At 66.3% G+C, this 14833-nt stretch carries 17 protein-coding genes; 7 read left to right on the top strand and 10 right to left on the bottom strand.

Features of this window, described 5'->3' with window-relative positions:
- Positions 1-45: 45 nt before the first annotated feature.
- Complete coding sequence (locus tag CLU86_RS18955) at positions 46-711, bottom strand: acyl-CoA dehydrogenase family protein (RefSeq protein ID WP_099742714.1); 666 nt, start codon at positions 709-711, stop codon at positions 46-48.
- A gap of 209 nt (positions 712-920) precedes the next feature.
- Here CLU86_RS18955 and CLU86_RS18950 point away from each other — a divergent pair, with 209 nt between their 5' ends.
- Genes CLU86_RS18950 through CLU86_RS18940 form a run of 3 tightly spaced genes read left to right on the top strand, consistent with a single transcriptional unit; the run spans position 921 to position 2280 of the window.
- Positions 921-1298 (top strand): VOC family protein, encoded by a 378-nt coding sequence (locus tag CLU86_RS18950; protein ID WP_099743704.1) that lies wholly within the window; start codon positions 921-923, stop codon positions 1296-1298.
- A gap of 19 nt (positions 1299-1317) precedes the next feature.
- A complete protein-coding gene (locus tag CLU86_RS18945) occupies positions 1318-1746 on the top strand; it encodes a VOC family protein (RefSeq protein WP_099657444.1) in 429 nt (142 codons plus the stop codon).
- 9 nt (positions 1747-1755) lie between these two features.
- A complete protein-coding gene (locus tag CLU86_RS18940; RefSeq protein ID WP_099742713.1) occupies positions 1756-2280 on the top strand; it encodes an EVE domain-containing protein in 525 nt (174 codons plus the stop codon).
- A 112-nt stretch (positions 2281-2392) separates the two neighbouring features.
- On the opposite strand, the gene CLU86_RS18935 is transcribed toward CLU86_RS18940, so the two are convergent.
- The 4 genes from CLU86_RS18935 to CLU86_RS18920 all read right to left on the bottom strand — a co-directional run bounded on the left by CLU86_RS18935 (position 2393) and on the right by CLU86_RS18920 (position 7104).
- Positions 2393-3130 carry an ABC transporter ATP-binding protein gene (locus CLU86_RS18935; RefSeq protein WP_099742712.1) on the bottom strand — a complete coding sequence of 246 codons (738 nt, stop codon included), beginning with the start codon at positions 3128-3130 and terminating at the stop codon, positions 2393-2395.
- Complete coding sequence (locus CLU86_RS18930; protein WP_233195113.1) at positions 3127-3903, bottom strand: ABC transporter ATP-binding protein; 777 nt, start codon at positions 3901-3903, stop codon at positions 3127-3129. Before CLU86_RS18930 ends, CLU86_RS18935 begins: the two co-directional genes overlap by 4 nt.
- Complete coding sequence (locus tag CLU86_RS18925) at positions 3896-5815, bottom strand: ABC transporter permease (RefSeq protein ID WP_099742711.1); 1920 nt, start codon at positions 5813-5815, stop codon at positions 3896-3898. Before CLU86_RS18925 ends, CLU86_RS18930 begins: the two co-directional genes overlap by 8 nt.
- Before the next feature lie 80 nt (positions 5816-5895).
- Positions 5896-7104 (bottom strand): ABC transporter substrate-binding protein, encoded by a 1209-nt coding sequence (locus CLU86_RS18920; RefSeq protein WP_099742710.1) that lies wholly within the window; start codon positions 7102-7104, stop codon positions 5896-5898.
- Between the two features lie 209 nt (positions 7105-7313).
- On the opposite strand from CLU86_RS18920, the gene CLU86_RS18915 reads away from it, so the two are divergent.
- A complete protein-coding gene (locus CLU86_RS18915; protein ID WP_099742709.1) occupies positions 7314-8087 on the top strand; it encodes a ferredoxin--NADP reductase in 774 nt (257 codons plus the stop codon).
- A 78-nt stretch (positions 8088-8165) separates the two neighbouring features.
- On the opposite strand, the gene CLU86_RS18910 is transcribed toward CLU86_RS18915, so the two are convergent.
- Both CLU86_RS18910 and CLU86_RS18905 read right to left on the bottom strand, forming a co-directional pair.
- The gene (locus tag CLU86_RS18910; RefSeq protein WP_233195112.1) at positions 8166-9044 is read right to left on the bottom strand and encodes a glycine zipper 2TM domain-containing protein; all 879 of its coding nucleotides are present in this window, start codon (positions 9042-9044) and stop codon (positions 8166-8168) included.
- Between the two features lie 121 nt (positions 9045-9165).
- A complete protein-coding gene (locus CLU86_RS18905; RefSeq protein WP_099742708.1) occupies positions 9166-10086 on the bottom strand; it encodes a YihY/virulence factor BrkB family protein in 921 nt (306 codons plus the stop codon).
- Between the two features lie 148 nt (positions 10087-10234).
- Here CLU86_RS18905 and CLU86_RS18900 point away from each other — a divergent pair, with 148 nt between their 5' ends.
- Positions 10235-10831, top strand: a complete 597-nt coding sequence (locus CLU86_RS18900) for a shikimate kinase (protein ID WP_099742707.1) — start codon at positions 10235-10237, stop codon at positions 10829-10831.
- Between the two features lie 93 nt (positions 10832-10924).
- On the opposite strand, the gene CLU86_RS18895 is transcribed toward CLU86_RS18900, so the two are convergent.
- From CLU86_RS18895 to CLU86_RS18885, 3 genes are all read right to left on the bottom strand, one after another.
- The gene (locus CLU86_RS18895; protein WP_143226747.1) at positions 10925-11320 is read right to left on the bottom strand and encodes a hypothetical protein; all 396 of its coding nucleotides are present in this window, start codon (positions 11318-11320) and stop codon (positions 10925-10927) included.
- A gap of 116 nt (positions 11321-11436) precedes the next feature.
- Positions 11437-12522, bottom strand: a complete 1086-nt coding sequence (locus tag CLU86_RS18890; protein ID WP_099742705.1) for a hypothetical protein — start codon at positions 12520-12522, stop codon at positions 11437-11439.
- Between the two features lie 121 nt (positions 12523-12643).
- Positions 12644-13375, bottom strand: coding sequence for a hypothetical protein (locus tag CLU86_RS18885; RefSeq protein WP_143226746.1), 732 nt, complete (start codon positions 13373-13375; stop codon positions 12644-12646).
- Between CLU86_RS18885 and CLU86_RS23155 the strand changes: the two genes are divergently transcribed.
- Positions 13374-13526: a hypothetical protein gene (locus CLU86_RS23155; RefSeq protein WP_233195110.1), complete on the top strand. Its 153-nt coding sequence runs from the start codon at positions 13374-13376 to the stop codon at positions 13524-13526. The genes CLU86_RS18885 and CLU86_RS23155 overlap by 2 nt on opposite strands.
- 153 nt (positions 13527-13679) lie before the next feature.
- The gene (locus CLU86_RS18880; protein ID WP_099742703.1) at positions 13680-14822 is read left to right on the top strand and encodes a serine hydrolase; all 1143 of its coding nucleotides are present in this window, start codon (positions 13680-13682) and stop codon (positions 14820-14822) included.
- The last annotated feature ends 11 nt before the right edge of the window (positions 14823-14833 follow it).

Genomic DNA, 14833 nt, shown 5'->3' with positions numbered 1-14833 from the left:
CTAGGAGCCGCGATGCACGGTGACGCGCCCAGGCGCGGCGCATGCTCACAGCAGCGTTTCGGGCGCGGCAATGAGCGACTGGTACAGCACGCCCAGCGCCAGCCGCACGGGCTCGGTCTGTTGCAGCAGGCGGCTGTCGCCCAGCCATTCGTCAGCGCGAAAGAAGGCTTGATCAACCCGCACGCGGGCCGGGCAGGTGTTGTGCAGGTGGGGCAGCAGGGTGCCGGGCTCCAGGTGCACGCCGTCTTCCTCGCTTTGCAGCACGGCCCAGCCAGCGGAACCTGGCGTGGGTGCAGGCATGTGCACGGGCACGATGAGCGAGACCCCGTCGGCCTGCGCATTGGCGACCGACTGCACCCAGCCACTGAGGCGCAGGCCGCGCGCACCGTCCTGCGCAGTGAGCGCGGGGGCATCGAGCGACAGGGGCGTGGTGGCTGCGCGCTGGAAGCTGAGCAGGTCAGGCAGCAGGTGCTCACGCAGCGCCGCATTGAAGGACTGCACCAAAAACTCGATGGCGGTGCGCTGGCACCAGAACAGCACCCCAGCCGACAGCGACTGGGCGCACAGCGAGCGCATCAACAGCCCCAGCTCTTCAGGCCCACCCCCCAATCCACCCATGTGGGTGGGCACGGCGCAGCGCAGGTAGTCCACCGGGATGGCGGCGCGCAACGACTGGGGATGGGCAACGTGGAGGGCGCTGGAAGACTGCATGGGCCGATGGTGCGGTAAGCCGGCGGGGCTGTGCCATGGCAGAGGCGCACAAAACGGACCGTAGCAGGCAGGGCGCAGAAGCCTGCGCAAAAACCCGTTCCAAGGGCATCGGGATGCAGAGCCTGCTGACATGGCGGTGTCAGCAGGGGAGCCGCACCATGCGGTTTCGCATTTTTTTCATCACGCGCTTTGACGCAAAGGAGGTTCCCATGAACAACGCCATCACCTGGTTTGAAATCCCCACCCCCCACATCGACCGCGCCCAGGCTTTTTACGAAGCCGTGCTGGGCCAGAGCATGCGGCGCGAGGTGATGGGCCCGCAGTGCGAGCTGGCAGTGTTTGCGTACAACCAGGGCGCGGGGGTGGGCGGCGCGCTGATGACGGGCACCGCCGCTGCGCAGCCCAGCGGGCAAGGCACGGTGGTGTACCTGGATGCATCGCCCTCGCTGGATGCAGCACTGGAGCGTGTGGTCGCACAGGGTGGCAAGATCGCATTGCCACGCCAGGCGCTGCCCCAGGGCATGGGGTTTTTTGCGCACATCCATGACTTGGACGGCAACCGTGTGGGCTTGCACGCATCGAACTGACCTTTGAAAGGACAACGCCATGGAAACCCAGGAACTGCATCGCGGCCGGCTGATCGATCACGTCCAGCTGGTGGTGCGCGATCTCGCGGCCAGCCAGGCCTTTTATGCGGCGGCCTTCAAGGCCCTGAACGTGCCCATGGGCGGCGCCACGGCAGAGTATTTCTGGGCAGACGAGCTGTTTGTTTCAACCGCTGACAGCGTGGCTGCGCAGGGCCACCTCACGGGCCGGGTCCACCTGGCCTTCCAGGCGCAGGACCGTGACATGGTCCATGCGTTCTACCAGGCTGCGTTGGCCCACGGCGGGCAGGACAACGGGGCACCGGGCGAGCGGCCCTACCACCCCGGCTACTACGCGGCGTTTGTGCTGGACCCGGACGGCAACAACATCGAGGCCGTTTTCCATGGCGATGCGAAGCGCAGTGCGCCATCGGTCAAGGTCACGTTCTGAGGCAGTTGCATGAAGCAGCAAGCACTGTGGCCCGCTGCGCAGACTGCAGCCACATCCCTTTCAGGCGCCCGCCGCAACTGGATTGCGGTGGCCAGCGCCACCCATGCCCGCCGAGGCTGTGCCCAGCCGCAGGCGGGTTTCATGCAGGTCTGCCACGGCAAGTCTGCGCCGCTCAAGCGCGTACAGGCGGGAGACCGCGTGGCCTACTACGCCCCCACCGTGACCATGGGCGGCGTCGACCGGTTGCAGGCCTTTGTGTCGATTGGCGTGGTGCTGCCGGGTGATGCGTATGCGTTTGACATGGGTGCCGGATTTTTTCCTTATCGCAAGGATGTGTCTTACCTGCCCGCATGCGAGGCACCGATTGCGCCGCTGCTGGACCACTTTGAGTTTGTGGACGACCGCCAGCGTTGGGGCAGCAAGTTTCGCTTTGGGTTGTTCGCCATCAGCGACCACGACATGGGCCTGATCGCTGAGGCCATGGGCGCATCTCTGCCAGCACTGGGTCTGTATTGCCCTCAGACAGCGGGCTGAACCGCAGTCAACCGTTCACGCTGAGCCTTTCGAGGCGCTGCGCAAGGCTTAGACAGGCTCAGCGTGAACGGATATTCCACGTTCAAGCAGGGCTCCCACAACAGCCCTGCATCTAAACACCCAGGTAGGTTTTGCGAATCTCGGGGTTGCCCACCAGCTCGGCCATGCGGCCCTCGTGGGCGATCTGGCCTTGCTCGATGAGGTAGGCGCGGTCGGCCACGGCCTCGGCAAAAGGCAGGTTCTGCTCGCTCAGCAGCACGCTCACGCCCTGCGCCTTGAGCGCACGGATGGTGCGGGCCATCTGCTGCACGATGAGGGGGGCGACTCCCTCGGAAGGCTCGTCCAGCAGCACCAGCAATGGCTGGCCCATGAGCGTGCGGGCCACGGTGAGCATTTGCTGTTCGCCCCCACTCATGCGCCCACCGGGGCGCTGGGGCATTTCGCCCAGGTTGGGGAAGAGTGCAAACAGTTTCTCGGGCGTCCACACCGGAGCGGGTGTGCCATCCGGCCAGCGGCGCAGGGGCTGGCGGCCGACTTCCAGGTTGTCCATCACAGACAGGTCGGTGAAAATGCGGCGCTCTTCGGGCACATAGCCCAGGCCCAGGCGGGCGATGTCGTGCGGCTCGCGCCGCGCAATGTCTTGCCCCAAAAACTGCACGCCGCCGCGCCGCGCCACCATGCCCATGAGGGCCTTGAGCGTGGTGGACTTGCCAGCGCCGTTGCGGCCCATGAGGGCCACCACCTCACCGCGCCCCACCTGCAGTGACACGTCAAACAGGATCTGCGCAGCGCCGTACCAGGCGTTGAGGCCTTGCACCTGCAGCAGTGGCGCCGTTGCGTTTTCTGTCATGCAGCCGCCCCCACATCAAAGCCCGCGCCCAGGTAGGCCTCCTGCACGCGGGCATCGGCCTGGATCTGCTCGGGCGTGCCCTCGGCCAGCAGGCGGCCGCGCACCAGCACCAGCACGCGGTCGGCTTGGCCAAACACCACATCCATGCTGTGCTCGGTGAACAGCACGCCCATGCGGCGCTCGCGGGCGATTTGGCGGGTCAGCGCCATCAGGGCCTGTCGCTCGGCAGGGGCCATGCCAGCGGTGGGCTCGTCCATCAACAACAGGCGCGGGCTGTGGGCCAGTGCCATGGCCAGCTCCACGCGCTTCACATCACCATAGGCCAGCGCGCTGCAGGGGCGGTCGGCCTGGGCCTGCATACCCACCTGCTCCAGCAGGGCCAGGGCATCGGCAGGCCGGTGCAGGCCCGCTGGGCGCCAGAAGCGGTAAATGCGGCGGTCGGCCGACAGCAAGGCCATCTGCACGTTCTCCAGCACGGTCAGCGAGGCAAAGGTCTCGGCGATCTGAAAGGTGCGGCCCACGCCGTGGCGCCAGATGGCGCGCGGCGGCAGGCCGGTGGTGTTGACCCCGCCCAGCAGGACCTGCCCCGCATCGGGCCGCAACTGGCCGCCCACCATGTTGAAGGTGGTGGACTTGCCCGCGCCGTTGGGGCCGATGAGGGCCAGCATTTCGCCCGCAGCCAGGTCAAAGCCGACCTGGTCAACCGCCTGCACGCCACCAAAGGCACGGCTGAGACCGGTGACTTGCAGCAGGGGCGGCTCGGTCTTATCCACGCGAGCCCCTTTGATCTATAGAACCTGCATTGCGGGCCTGCCAGCGCTGCGCCAGCTGCTGACCAAAGCCTGCGAGCCCCTGCGGGAACAGCAGCACCAGCACCAGCATGGTGGCGCCCAGCACGGCGCGCCAGTAGTCGGTGTTGCGGGCCACCGTGTCGTGCAGCCAGGTGAACACGGCGGCACCCACCAGCGGGCCCGACAAGGTTTGCACACCGCCCAGCAGCACCATCACCAGCCCGTCGACCGATTTGCCCACCGACAGCCCTTCAGGCGAGATGCTGCCTTTGGAAAACACATACAGCGCCCCTGCCAGCCCCGCCATCACCCCGGCCACCCCAAAGGCCGCCCACTGCAGGCGGCGCACATCCACACCCAGCGCATCGGCCCGCAAGGCCGAATCGCGCGCGGCGCGCAGCGCCAGGCCAAAGGGGGCCAGCAGCATGCGGCGCAGCAGCAGCACGGCGGCCACCACCACGGCAAGCGTGAGGCCGTAATACGCCAGCGGATGCGCCAGCCATGCAGCGGGCCACACGCCCGTGAGGCCGTTGCTGCCGCCGGTGACGGCATCCCACTGGTAGCACAGCGCCCAGGTGATCTGCGCAAAGGCCAGCGTGAGCATGGTGAGGTACACGCCCGACAGGCGCACGCACAGCCAGCCGTACAGCAGCGCACCCAAGCCTGCAGCCAGCGGGGCCAGCAGCAGCACCAGTTCCATAGGCACACCGGCGCTGCGCACCAGCAGGGCCGCAGCGTAGGCCCCCAGACCAAAGTAGGCCGCATGGCCAAACGAATGCAGGCCCGCCGGGCCCATGATGAAGTGCAGGCTGCTGGCAAACAGGGCAGCCACCAGCACATCGACCAGCAACACGGGCAGGTAGGGCCACACACCCGCAGCCAGGGGCACCAGCGCCAGCAACGCCAGCACGGCCCAGCCCAGGCGGCGCAGGCCCACGCTGGCTGAGCGCAGTGGGGCCTCGGCCTGGGCCAGCGCGCGCACCGTGGCTTGCGGGCGGCCCAGCAGGCCCCAGGGGCGCCACACCAGCACCACGGCCATCACCACAAATTCGACCACCAGCGTCATCTTGGACAGCGACAGGCTCACGCCCGCCACTTCCACCAGCCCGATCCAGATGCACAGCGCCTTGAGTTCGGCAATGACCACCGCCGCCACCAGCGCGCCGGTGATGGAGCCCATGCCGCCCACCACCACCACGACAAACGCCGCGCCGATGGTGAGCAGGTCCATCTCCAGATGGGCTGGCTCGCGCGGCAGCTGCAGGGCGCCGGCCAAGCCAGCCAGCAGTGCCCCCAGCGCAAACACCGAAGTGAACAGCCAAGCCTGGTTGACGCCCAACGCGCTGACCATCTCCCGATCTTGCGTGGCAGCGCGTACCAGCGTGCCCCAGCGGGTGCGGTGCAGCAGCAGCCACAGCAGGCCCAGCACCACAGGGCCCACGGCCATCAGGAACAGGTCGTACACCGGGAACTGGCGGCCCAAGATACTGACGGCCCCCTCCAGCCCTGGCGCGCGGGGGCCAAACAGCTCCTCAGGCCCCCAGGCCCACAGCACGGCATCCTTGATGACCAACACCAGCGCAAACGTGGCCAGCAGCTGAAACAGCTCGGGCGCACGGTAAATGCGCCGCAGCAGCGCCACCTCGACCACCGCCCCCAGCAACCCCGTGACCAAAGGCGCCAGCAACAGCGCGGGCCAAAAGCCCAGCGCAGGCGCAAGCCGCTCCACCAGCGTGTAGGCCAGGTAGATGCCGAGCATGAAGAACGAACCATGCGCAAAATTGACGATGCGCATGACCCCGAAGATGAGCGACAGCCCCGCCGCCACCAGAAACAGCGACGAGGCCGAGGCCAGCCCGTTGAGCAGTTGAACGACCAGACCGGAGAAGCTCACAAAGATGGGGTCCGTTGCAGGGCGAGTCGAGGGGAGTGGATCAGGTCAGAGCAGTGCCACTCAGGCGGCTTCCGTTGACCTCAATCCGCCGGGCGCAGCTTCTTGATGTCATCGGCACTGGGCTGAAAGCGTGCGCCGTCGGCGTACCGAAAGTCCACCATCACGCCCTTGCCGCCATCGTTGCGGGTCTTGCCCACAAACGTGCCCATGGTGGACTGGTTGTCTTCTGGACGGTAACGGATACGGCCAAAGGGCGAGGTCACTTCGAGCCCCTTGAACGCCGCGATGAGTTTTTCGGTATCGGCACCGCCAGCCTTGCGCATGCCTGCAGCCAGCGATTGCACCGCCGAATAGCCCACCACCGAGCCCAGGCGGGGGTGGTCTTTGAACTTGGCCTGGTAGGCCTTCAAAAAGGCCTGGTGCTCCGGCGTGGTGATGCCGTACCAGGGGTAGCCGGTCACGGTCCAGCCGTTGGGGGCTTCGTTCTTCAGCGGGTCCAGGTACTCGGGCTCGCCCGTGAGCAGGCTGACCACTTCGCGCCCCTGGAACAGGCCGCGCGTGTTGCCCTCGCGCACAAAGCGCGCCAAATCTGCACCGAACAGCACGTTGAACACGGCATCGGGCTTGGCATCGCCCAGGGCCTGCACCACGCTGCCCGCATCCACCTTGCCCAGCGGCGGGGCTTGTTCGGCCACAAACTCCACGTCGGGCTGGACCTGCTTGAGCAGCTTTTTGAAGGTGGCGGCGGCCGACTGTCCGTATTCGTAATTGGGGTAGACGATGGCCCAGCGCTTCTTTTTGAGCGCAGCCGCCTCAGGCACCAGCATGGCCACCTGCATGTAGGTGGAGGCACGCAGGCGGTAGGTGTAGCGGTTGCCGTTTTCCCACACGATTTTGTCGGTGAGCGGCTCTGCGGCCAGGAAAAACACCTTTTTCTGCCGCGCAAAATCCGTCAGCGCCAGGCCGATGTGCGACAGAAAGCTGCCCATGAGCACATCCACCTTCTCGCGGGTGAGCAGCTCGTCGGCAGCGCGCACCGCGTCGCCGGGGTTGGCGTTGTCATCGCGCACGATCAACTCGATCTTGCGGCCAGCAATGCCGCCTGCTGCGTTGACCTCTTCCACGGCCAGCTCCATGCCCTTTTTGTAGGGCTCCAGAAACGCGGGCTGGGCCTTGTAGCTGTTGATTTCACCGATTTTGAGGGTGCCCTGCGCCAGCGCAGAGCCTGCCAACAGGCCCAACCCGACCAGGGGTGCCCAGGTTCGGAGCAAAGCGGTGCATAAGGGCATGACTTTTCTTTCGTTTGAATCAAAGGCTTGAGGGCCGACAATGTACCCGCGCGCCCAATTGCCTGACAATAGGCGGGTTTGCCTGCTAGCCAAAGGCGCTTCGGCCCTCAGAACCTGTTCTTGTTGTGTACGCGCCAGCCAAGCTCTGTTGTTCCGCCAACGCTCGGTGTCTGGCGGCCGCTCCCTGATTCTCATCTCTGCAAGAAACCATGAGTGCTTTTCTCGAAGAACGCGTTCTGACTGTTCACCACTGGACCGATCGCCTGTTCAGCTTCACCACCACCCGCGACCCCGCCCTGCGGTTCTCTAACGGCCATTTCACCATGATTGGCCTGAAGGTGGACGGTAAAAACCTGCTGCGCGCCTACTCTATTGCGAGCCCCAACTGGGAAGAGCATCTGGAGTTTCTGTCGATCAAGGTGCCAGACGGCCCGCTGACCTCCAAGCTGCAAAACATCCAGGTGGGCGACACCATCATCGTGGGCAAAAAGCCCACCGGCACGCTGCTGATCGACTACCTGCTGCCCGGCAAGAACCTGTACCTGATCGGCACCGGCACCGGCCTGGCCCCCTGGCTGTCCATCGTGCGCGACCCCGAGACCTACGAACGCTTCGAGAAAGTGGTCGTGGTGCACGGCGTGCGTGAGGTGAACGAGCTGGCCTACCAAGACCTGTTCGAAAAAGAGTTGCCCAACCACGAACTCCTGGGCGACATCGTGCGGGACAAGCTGATCTACTACCCCACCGTGACGCGCGAGCCCTTCCGCAACCAGGGCCGGATCACGGACCTGATCGATAACGGCACCTTCCCCGCCAACATCGGCCTGCCGCCGCTGGACCCGATCAACGACCGCGTGATGCTGTGCGGCAGCCCCGCCATGCTGAACGACCTGAAGGCCATGCTGGAAAAGCGCGACTTTGAAGAAGGCAACACCAGCACCCCTGGTGACTTTGTGGTGGAACGGGCCTTCGTCGAGAAGTAAGCCAAACGCCGCAGCCAAAAACAAAGGGAGCCCGAGGGCTCCCTTTTTTCATGCCGCCCCACGCGGGTGGCGCCCCGCTCACTGCTGCATGGCCACATAGCCAGGCTGCGACACCGTCTGGTATTGCGGCTGGGGTTGCTGCGCTTGCGGCATGGCGCGTTCATCGGCCACCCGGAAGCCCTTGCCCTGCAGCACCACGGGAGTACCTACCGCTGGGGGTTGTGCGCGGGTGAAGACGCGGCTGGAGCCGTCTTCCATGCGCACGCGCACTTGGTAGGTGGTTTGGGTGCGGGTGCGCTTTTCAATCTGGTGCCCTGCGTAACCGCCACCCACGGCCCCTAGCACGGTGGCAGCGGTGCGGCCGTTGCCCTTGCCGATCTGGTTGCCCACCACCGCCCCCAGCACACCACCGGCCACGGCGCCTACGCCCGTGGCGGGCGCTGCCTGTTCAATGGCCTGTACCGATTCGACCTGACCGCAGGTTTTGCAGATGCTGACAGAACGCTGGGCCACAGGGGTGCCCACGTTGCCTGCATTGCCCATAGCGCCATTAGGTGCAGGCTCGGGCCAAGCACCGCCCTGCTGTGCCACGGGGCGTGGCTGGCCACCCACCGGGGCAACCGCGACAGGAGCCCCAGAAGGGGCCGGAAAACCAGCCCCTTGGAGGCCCTGGGCACCCTGCCCTGCAGGCTGGGCCTGCAATGAGGAGCCCAGTGCGGGCGCTGCCAGCCCCCCAGGCCCCGCCACCAAGGTAGCAGGCTGAGCGCCAGGAGCGGCCGCCTCTGCCCCCGGTGTGCCGGTGTGCTGCACCACCAGCACCGTTGCCAGCGCCACCACGCAAGCGCCCAGGCCGCCAATGGCCACCCACATCCACTTGAGGGCACCGGGGGCACCGGCCGCGCCGGGCAGCGCCATGGGGGTAGCGGGTTGCACGGAGAGTGTGTTTGCTTTGTGCATCGTTTTTCCTTTTCTTTCATTGGCCAGGGCCAGATGTGCCCTGCCGTACTTGCATGTGCCTAAGGTACACAGCCTGGGCACCGAATGCAGGCCCTGGCCGGTAAGCGTTGTAAGAAGCTGTTCAAGGATGTGGATGGGACGCGCGGCCTTCCAGCTCCTGCCAGGCCCGGGCGCAAGCGGCAGACAGCAGCAGCACCGCGGACGAGAAGTAAATCCACATCAACACCACCACCAACGAACCAGCGGCCCCGTAGGCTGACACGACGGCGGCCTGCGACAGGTACAGCGCCAGCCCGTGGCGCCCCACCGTGAACAGCACGGCCCCGCACAGCGCGCCGCGCACCAGGTAGCGCAGCTGGGGTTTGGGCCCCGTGCTCATGCGCAGCAGCCCGGCAAACAGGGCTGCGCAAATGACAAAACCTGCCAGTTCATTGAGCAGATGCAAGGCCGGCGCCACCAAGCGCCACGTCTGCGCCCAGGCCGCCAGCACATTGAGCAGCGCCGACACAGCCAGCGACACCAGCAGCAAGAAGCCAAAGGCCATCACATAGGCCACGCCACGCAAGCGCAGCGACACCCCTTGCCACCAGGGCGCCTCAGCGCCCGACCCCGGCCGCTCCAAAGCCCACAGCCGGTGCAGCGCCGCTTGCAGCTCGCCAAACACCCCGGTGGCGCCAAACAACAGCACCCCCAGGGCCAGCAGCGACGCCATCACGCCCTGCGCAGGCTGCTGCGCGCTGGCCAACGCTTGCTGCACCACGGCCGCGCCCTGCGCGCCCAGCACCGTGCCAATTTGCTCGACCAGGCTGTGCTCCAGCTGGTCACGGTCCAGCCACCAGCCCAGCAGCGCCACCAAAAACACCAGCAAAGGGGCCAGGCTCAGCACGCCATAGAACGACATTGCCGCACTCATGCGTGCGCCGTCGGCCCCCGACCACAACCCTGCCACCCTGTGCGCCCAGCCCAACCAGGAGCGAACGCGCGGGGAAGGCGCAGCCCCGGTGGGATGAAGACGGCCCTGGGTGGGCTCAACAGGAGTCATCGGGCAAAGGTAATCCAGCCCCATTCGGGCGGCTGTCAGCGCAGCGCCGCGCCGCGCGTCAGCCAAAGCCGACAAGCCGGCCCGCGCCCCACCCTTGCCGGGGCCGTAAACTCACCCCCCAGTTCAGTTGGGGGAAGACAGGAGATTTATGCAAGTTCGCTGTGCACTGGTCGGCATGCCCGGCTCGGGCAAATCCACCGTAGGCAAGCAGCTCGCCCAGCGGCTCGGTGTTCCCTTCATTGACCTGGACCACCAACTCGAATTGGTGCTTAAAACCAGCATCCGCAACTTTTTCGAGACCGAGGGCGAGGACCGCTTTCGGGACCTGGAGGCCCAGGTGCTGGCCGACACCACAGCCCAGCCCGGCGGCATGGTGCTGTCTACCGGCGGCGGCGCCGTGCTGCGCCCGGAGAACCGCGAGGTGCTGCGCCAGTTTGGCAACGTGCTGTACCTGCGCGCCTCACCAGAAGAAATCTTCAAACGCGTCAAGCACGACCGCACGCGCCCCCTGCTGCAGGTAGGCAACCCCCTGCACCGCCTGCGCGAGCTGTACGCCCAGCGCGACACCCTGTACCGCGACACCGCCACCTATGTCATCGAGACTGGCCGACCCACCGTGCACACCCTGGTCAACATGATCATGATGCAGCTGGAGATGGCCCAAGGGGCCCAGGAGCCAAAAGTGCCGCATGGCACGCCAGATGCCCCAACCCCGCCAGGCAGGCCGCACGCCGACGGGTCCTGAATCAGACACTACAAAAACAATAGCTGCTAGCGCTTTATTGGAAAGCGCTAGCAGCTATTTTCTTATGAAACATTCGCTGCAAATGGCCTGCCCCTACCGCGCTTGCAACTGCCCCTCAAACACACAGGCCGCGCCCCGGTAGGCGCCACAACCCGTCTCTGACACCCAGGCCTGGCGCCCGTTGGCATCCACGCGCACACGCACCTCGCAGGCGGCAGCGTCGGGTTCAGGCCGGTAGGGCTTGAGCACCAAGGTGCCTTGCTGCCACTGCCCCAGGCTGTCCAGGCCGCCGCTGCACTGCGGTGAGCCCACCGTGAGCGCAGCAGCCACGGTGCCACGCTCCGCATCCAACACTATGAGCCGCAACCGCAGTTGCCCCACCAGGGCCGGGCCATCCCACTGTGCCGCCAGCCGACTGGCTGGCAAGGCAGCGCTGGCGGCCGGGGCGGGCGCCGGGGCCTGCGCCCAGCAGACGGGTAAGGCGGACACCAATGCGGCGAACAACGCCTTTCGAGCCCCAGCGCGCGCGACGCTGCGCACGGCCCCTACAAAACGTGAATGGAGGTGAAGGCGAGCGGGCAAGGTCATGGCAGCGGTCAAGAGTTTCAGCGGAAGTTGGCGGGCACGATGCGCTGCTCAATGTACTGCCACAGGTAGGCGGTATAGGCCTTGGCCGCACTGCCTTCGCGGGCGTCGATCATCGCCTGGCGCTTGTCGGCATCGGCGACATGGTTTTGCAGCAAGCCTTCCGCACGCGCATCGGTCAGCGTGCCTTTGAGGATTTGCGCCGCACCGCCCGCCCCTTCGTGGTGCACCAGGTAGATGTACTGCGCCTTCTGATCTGCGGGCAGATCGGCAGGAACCAGAGGGGTGCCATCGTCCTTGGTGCGGGCGCTCAGCTGGGTGAAGTAGCCCTTGTCCAGCTCAGCCGCAGCCACGATCGAGGTGGTGGCGTCAAAGCGCAGGTCCAGCAGCCCAGCGCGGTCAACCACCTGGTTGGCGTCGTTCACCAGCCCCAGGGACTTGGCCTGTTGATTGACGTAGCTGCCGGGCTTGGTGGCCGACTCGATCCAGGTGCTTTCCAGAAACTGCGTCAGCCCCCCAGCCTTGCTGGTGGTGTTGTAGCTCTGCGGGTCCCAGGTGGCAGACAGCTCACTGCGCACGGCCTTCCATTCGGCAGCATCGGCCTTGCCCAGCTTGGCTTTGGGGTCGAGCTGCGGGTGCAGTTCGCCGTAGAAGCGCTGGTTGGTGGCCTCGTCCAGCCGCTTGCCACGCAGCGGGCCGGCTTCGGCCGATATCACGGCCGCAATCGTGGCGCGCGGGTAGCCCGTGCGGTCGGATGCCAAGGTGATGGCGTCGCGGTAGACCTCGTTCACCCCCAGGCGCAGCGGATCCGTCCGGTCGCGCTCGGCCTGCCGCAACGCCGTCAGAGCATTGGGGGCAGGCACGGTGCCAGCCCCCCAAAACGGCGTGGTGTTGGCACTTTGCGCAGGGGTGCCGTTGTTGCCGTTCTGACTGCTGGCGCTGGGGTTGTGGGTATCGGCCTGCGCCAGCAGGACACCGGGCTGTGCAGCCGTCGAGGTGTTGCCGCCGACAAGGGTGTCGCCCCGAGACACGCTGGAGTCTGCCGCAGCTGCAGCCGTGCCACCGCCAGGAAACGCCCAAGTGCTGGTGTTGGTATTGATTTGCATAGTGAAGCGCGACGGGCCGCAGAACGGCCCGTTTCCATTGTTGCAACTGGCGATGATTGCCACGGAGTGGCTGGGGCGGGCTGCGTGGCTTGCCCCGTCCCCTGCTGCCCTTTACCGCCCCTTACTGCTTGCGCGCCATGCTGCTCATGCCTTCGCCCAGCGACTTCAGCGCCGTGTTGAACGCATCCGTCAGCAGCTTGAACTCCTGGCTCACCGCCTGGAACTCCGCATTCGTCGCCTGCATCTCCTTGGCCTGGTCTTGTTCACTGCCGCCCGAGTTCTCTTTGAGCTTGTTGGACAGCTCCACCATCTTGGAGGCCTTGTTGCCCATGGCCTCTCCCATGGCCTGTGCAATCGCCTGCAGCCAGCTCTTGGCACCTGTCTTGCCACCGCCGCCGCATTCCTTGCCCATGTCCGAGGTGCCTTCCGTCATCTGGCGGCGCACGCTGTCCACGATTTGCTTGGCAATGTCGTCCACTGCGCTTTGGATGCCCCCACCTGCTGCGTCCGAGATCGCTTCGTCTGCGCCTTCGCTGGGCTTGTGGCAGTCTTGCAGCACTTTCTCAATGGCCTGGCTGATGGCGTCCTGCAGGAATTTGGGCATGCCGTCTTCGCGCTGCAGGGTTTGCGTGGCCTGCTGGGCGCCGCCGCCCATGATGGTGCTGACCAAGTTGGTGGTGGCGTTGAGGATGTTCACGGGCGAGAAGCCTTCGAGCGTCTTGCTCATGTCCGAGCCGCCCAGAAGCCCGCTGACCATGCCGCCCAGGAACTGGGAGCCGATGCCGCCGAGCAGGCCGCCCATGCCGCCTCCGCCGAGCAATGCGGAACCCACTACGCCTACTGCTGCACCCATGTTCAACTCCTTCAATTGGTTTGGCTCTGTGGCCGTGATCGGTATCTGTCCTTGCCTGGACCCGCTGGAGCCGGTGATGCACTGGGGCCTGCGGGCCATTGCCAGAGAGCTCCGTCCTGTGGAGGGGCTCTGCAGCAATGACCGTGATTGAATCGGCTTTACCCCTGCAAAGCTATACAGGCGATTCCCAGCTAGGAATCGCCCTAGCTGGGAAGAACACCTATGCCGAACCGTTCCGCAGTCGTCCAGACCCACAGGCAAAATCACCGCGACACCCACCCCACACACCACCCCAGGGAGCCCAATGAACCCCACCGCACTGGCGCGCCTGCGCGCCGTTCTGGAACGCGATGTCGCCCAAGGCCTGCTGCCCGGTGCAGTAGCGCTGGTGCAGCATCGGGGCCACACCGTGTTGCACGAAGCCGTGGGGCGGCAGCGCCCTGGCGCCGACAGCCCCGCCATGGCGCTGGACACCGTGTTCCGCATCTACTCGATGACCAAGCCCATCGCCTCGCTGGCAGCGCTGATGCTGATGGAGGAAGGCCGCTTGCTGCTGGCGCACCCGGTGTCGCACTACCTGCCCGCCTTCAAGGGGCAGCAGGTGTACCAGACTGCCACCGGCGCCCTGGCCCCTGTCGCCCGCGAAGCCACGGTGCACGACCTGCTGCGCCATACCGCAGGCCTGGGCTACGCGTGGGACACCGGCCCCATTGCCGAGCAGTACCGCAGCGCCCGCGTGGGCTCGCGCAGGCACAGCAACCAAGAATTGGCAACAGCTCTGGGCCCGCTACCGCTGCTGCACCCACCCGGCAGCTGCTGGGAATACAGCCGCGCCACCGATGTGCTGGGCGCGGTGATCGAGCAGATCGAAGGCGCCCCGCTGGGCCAGGTGCTGCAGCGGCGCATTCTGGAGCCTCTGGGCATGCACGACACCGGCTTTTCGGTACCCGCCGCCAGCCGCCATCGCCTGGCCGAGCCCTTTGCCCACGACCCGCAGACGGGCGCAGGCGTGACGCTCATCGATGTGGACGCGCCACCCCGTTTTGAATCGGCCGGGGGCGGCCTGGTCTCCACCGCTGGCGACTACGCCCGCTTCTTGCAGTTGATGCTGGGGCGGGGCACGCTGCACACCAGCGCAGGCCCCGTGCGCCTGGCCAGCCGCGCCACGGTGGACTTCATGGCCGCCGACCATATCGGCGCCTTGCCCCGCGCAGGCGGCATCCTGCCCGAGGGCTACGGCTTTGGCCTGGGCGTGGCGGTGCGCACCGCCACCGGCAACGCCACCCGCCCCGGCAGCGCCGGGCACTACAGCTGGAGCGGCATGGGCGGCACTTTCTTCTTTGTGGACCCGGCCGAGGACCTGTTCGCCATCCTGCTCACGCAGGCACCGGGGCAACTGCAGTACCTGTGCGAGCTGTTTCCCACGCTGGTGTACGCCGCGCTGTAGCCCGCAAGGCA

It is taken from the genome of Acidovorax sp. 62, from assembly GCF_002754495.1.
Lineage (GTDB): Bacteria > Pseudomonadota > Gammaproteobacteria > Burkholderiales > Burkholderiaceae_C > Acidovorax.
Note: the sequence above shows the minus strand (reverse complement) of the source record. Positions and strands in the feature narration are given on the sequence as shown.

Coding starts and splice junctions, on each gene's coding strand:
- CLU86_RS18950 (WP_099743704.1), top strand. CDS start 921: ATGAACAACGCCATCACCTGGTTTGAAATCCCCACCCCCCACATCGAC.
- CLU86_RS18910 (WP_233195112.1), bottom strand. CDS start 9,044: ATGCACAAAGCAAACACACTCTCCGTGCAACCCGCTACCCCCATGGCG.
- CLU86_RS18900 (WP_099742707.1), top strand. CDS start 10,235: ATGCAAGTTCGCTGTGCACTGGTCGGCATGCCCGGCTCGGGCAAATCC.
- CLU86_RS18885 (WP_143226746.1), bottom strand. CDS start 13,375: ATGGGTGCAGCAGTAGGCGTAGTGGGTTCCGCATTGCTCGGCGGAGGC.
- CLU86_RS18915 (WP_099742709.1), top strand. CDS start 7,314: ATGAGTGCTTTTCTCGAAGAACGCGTTCTGACTGTTCACCACTGGACC.
- CLU86_RS18955 (WP_099742714.1), bottom strand. CDS start 711: ATGCAGTCTTCCAGCGCCCTCCACGTTGCCCATCCCCAGTCGTTGCGC.
- CLU86_RS18935 (WP_099742712.1), bottom strand. CDS start 3,130: ATGACAGAAAACGCAACGGCGCCACTGCTGCAGGTGCAAGGCCTCAAC.
- CLU86_RS18945 (WP_099657444.1), top strand. CDS start 1,318: ATGGAAACCCAGGAACTGCATCGCGGCCGGCTGATCGATCACGTCCAG.
- CLU86_RS18890 (WP_099742705.1), bottom strand. CDS start 12,522: ATGCAAATCAATACCAACACCAGCACTTGGGCGTTTCCTGGCGGTGGC.
- CLU86_RS18880 (WP_099742703.1), top strand. CDS start 13,680: ATGAACCCCACCGCACTGGCGCGCCTGCGCGCCGTTCTGGAACGCGAT.
- CLU86_RS18905 (WP_099742708.1), bottom strand. CDS start 10,086: ATGACTCCTGTTGAGCCCACCCAGGGCCGTCTTCATCCCACCGGGGCT.
- CLU86_RS18940 (WP_099742713.1), top strand. CDS start 1,756: ATGAAGCAGCAAGCACTGTGGCCCGCTGCGCAGACTGCAGCCACATCC.
- CLU86_RS18920 (WP_099742710.1), bottom strand. CDS start 7,104: ATGCCCTTATGCACCGCTTTGCTCCGAACCTGGGCACCCCTGGTCGGG.
- CLU86_RS23155 (WP_233195110.1), top strand. CDS start 13,374: ATGTTCAACTCCTTCAATTGGTTTGGCTCTGTGGCCGTGATCGGTATC.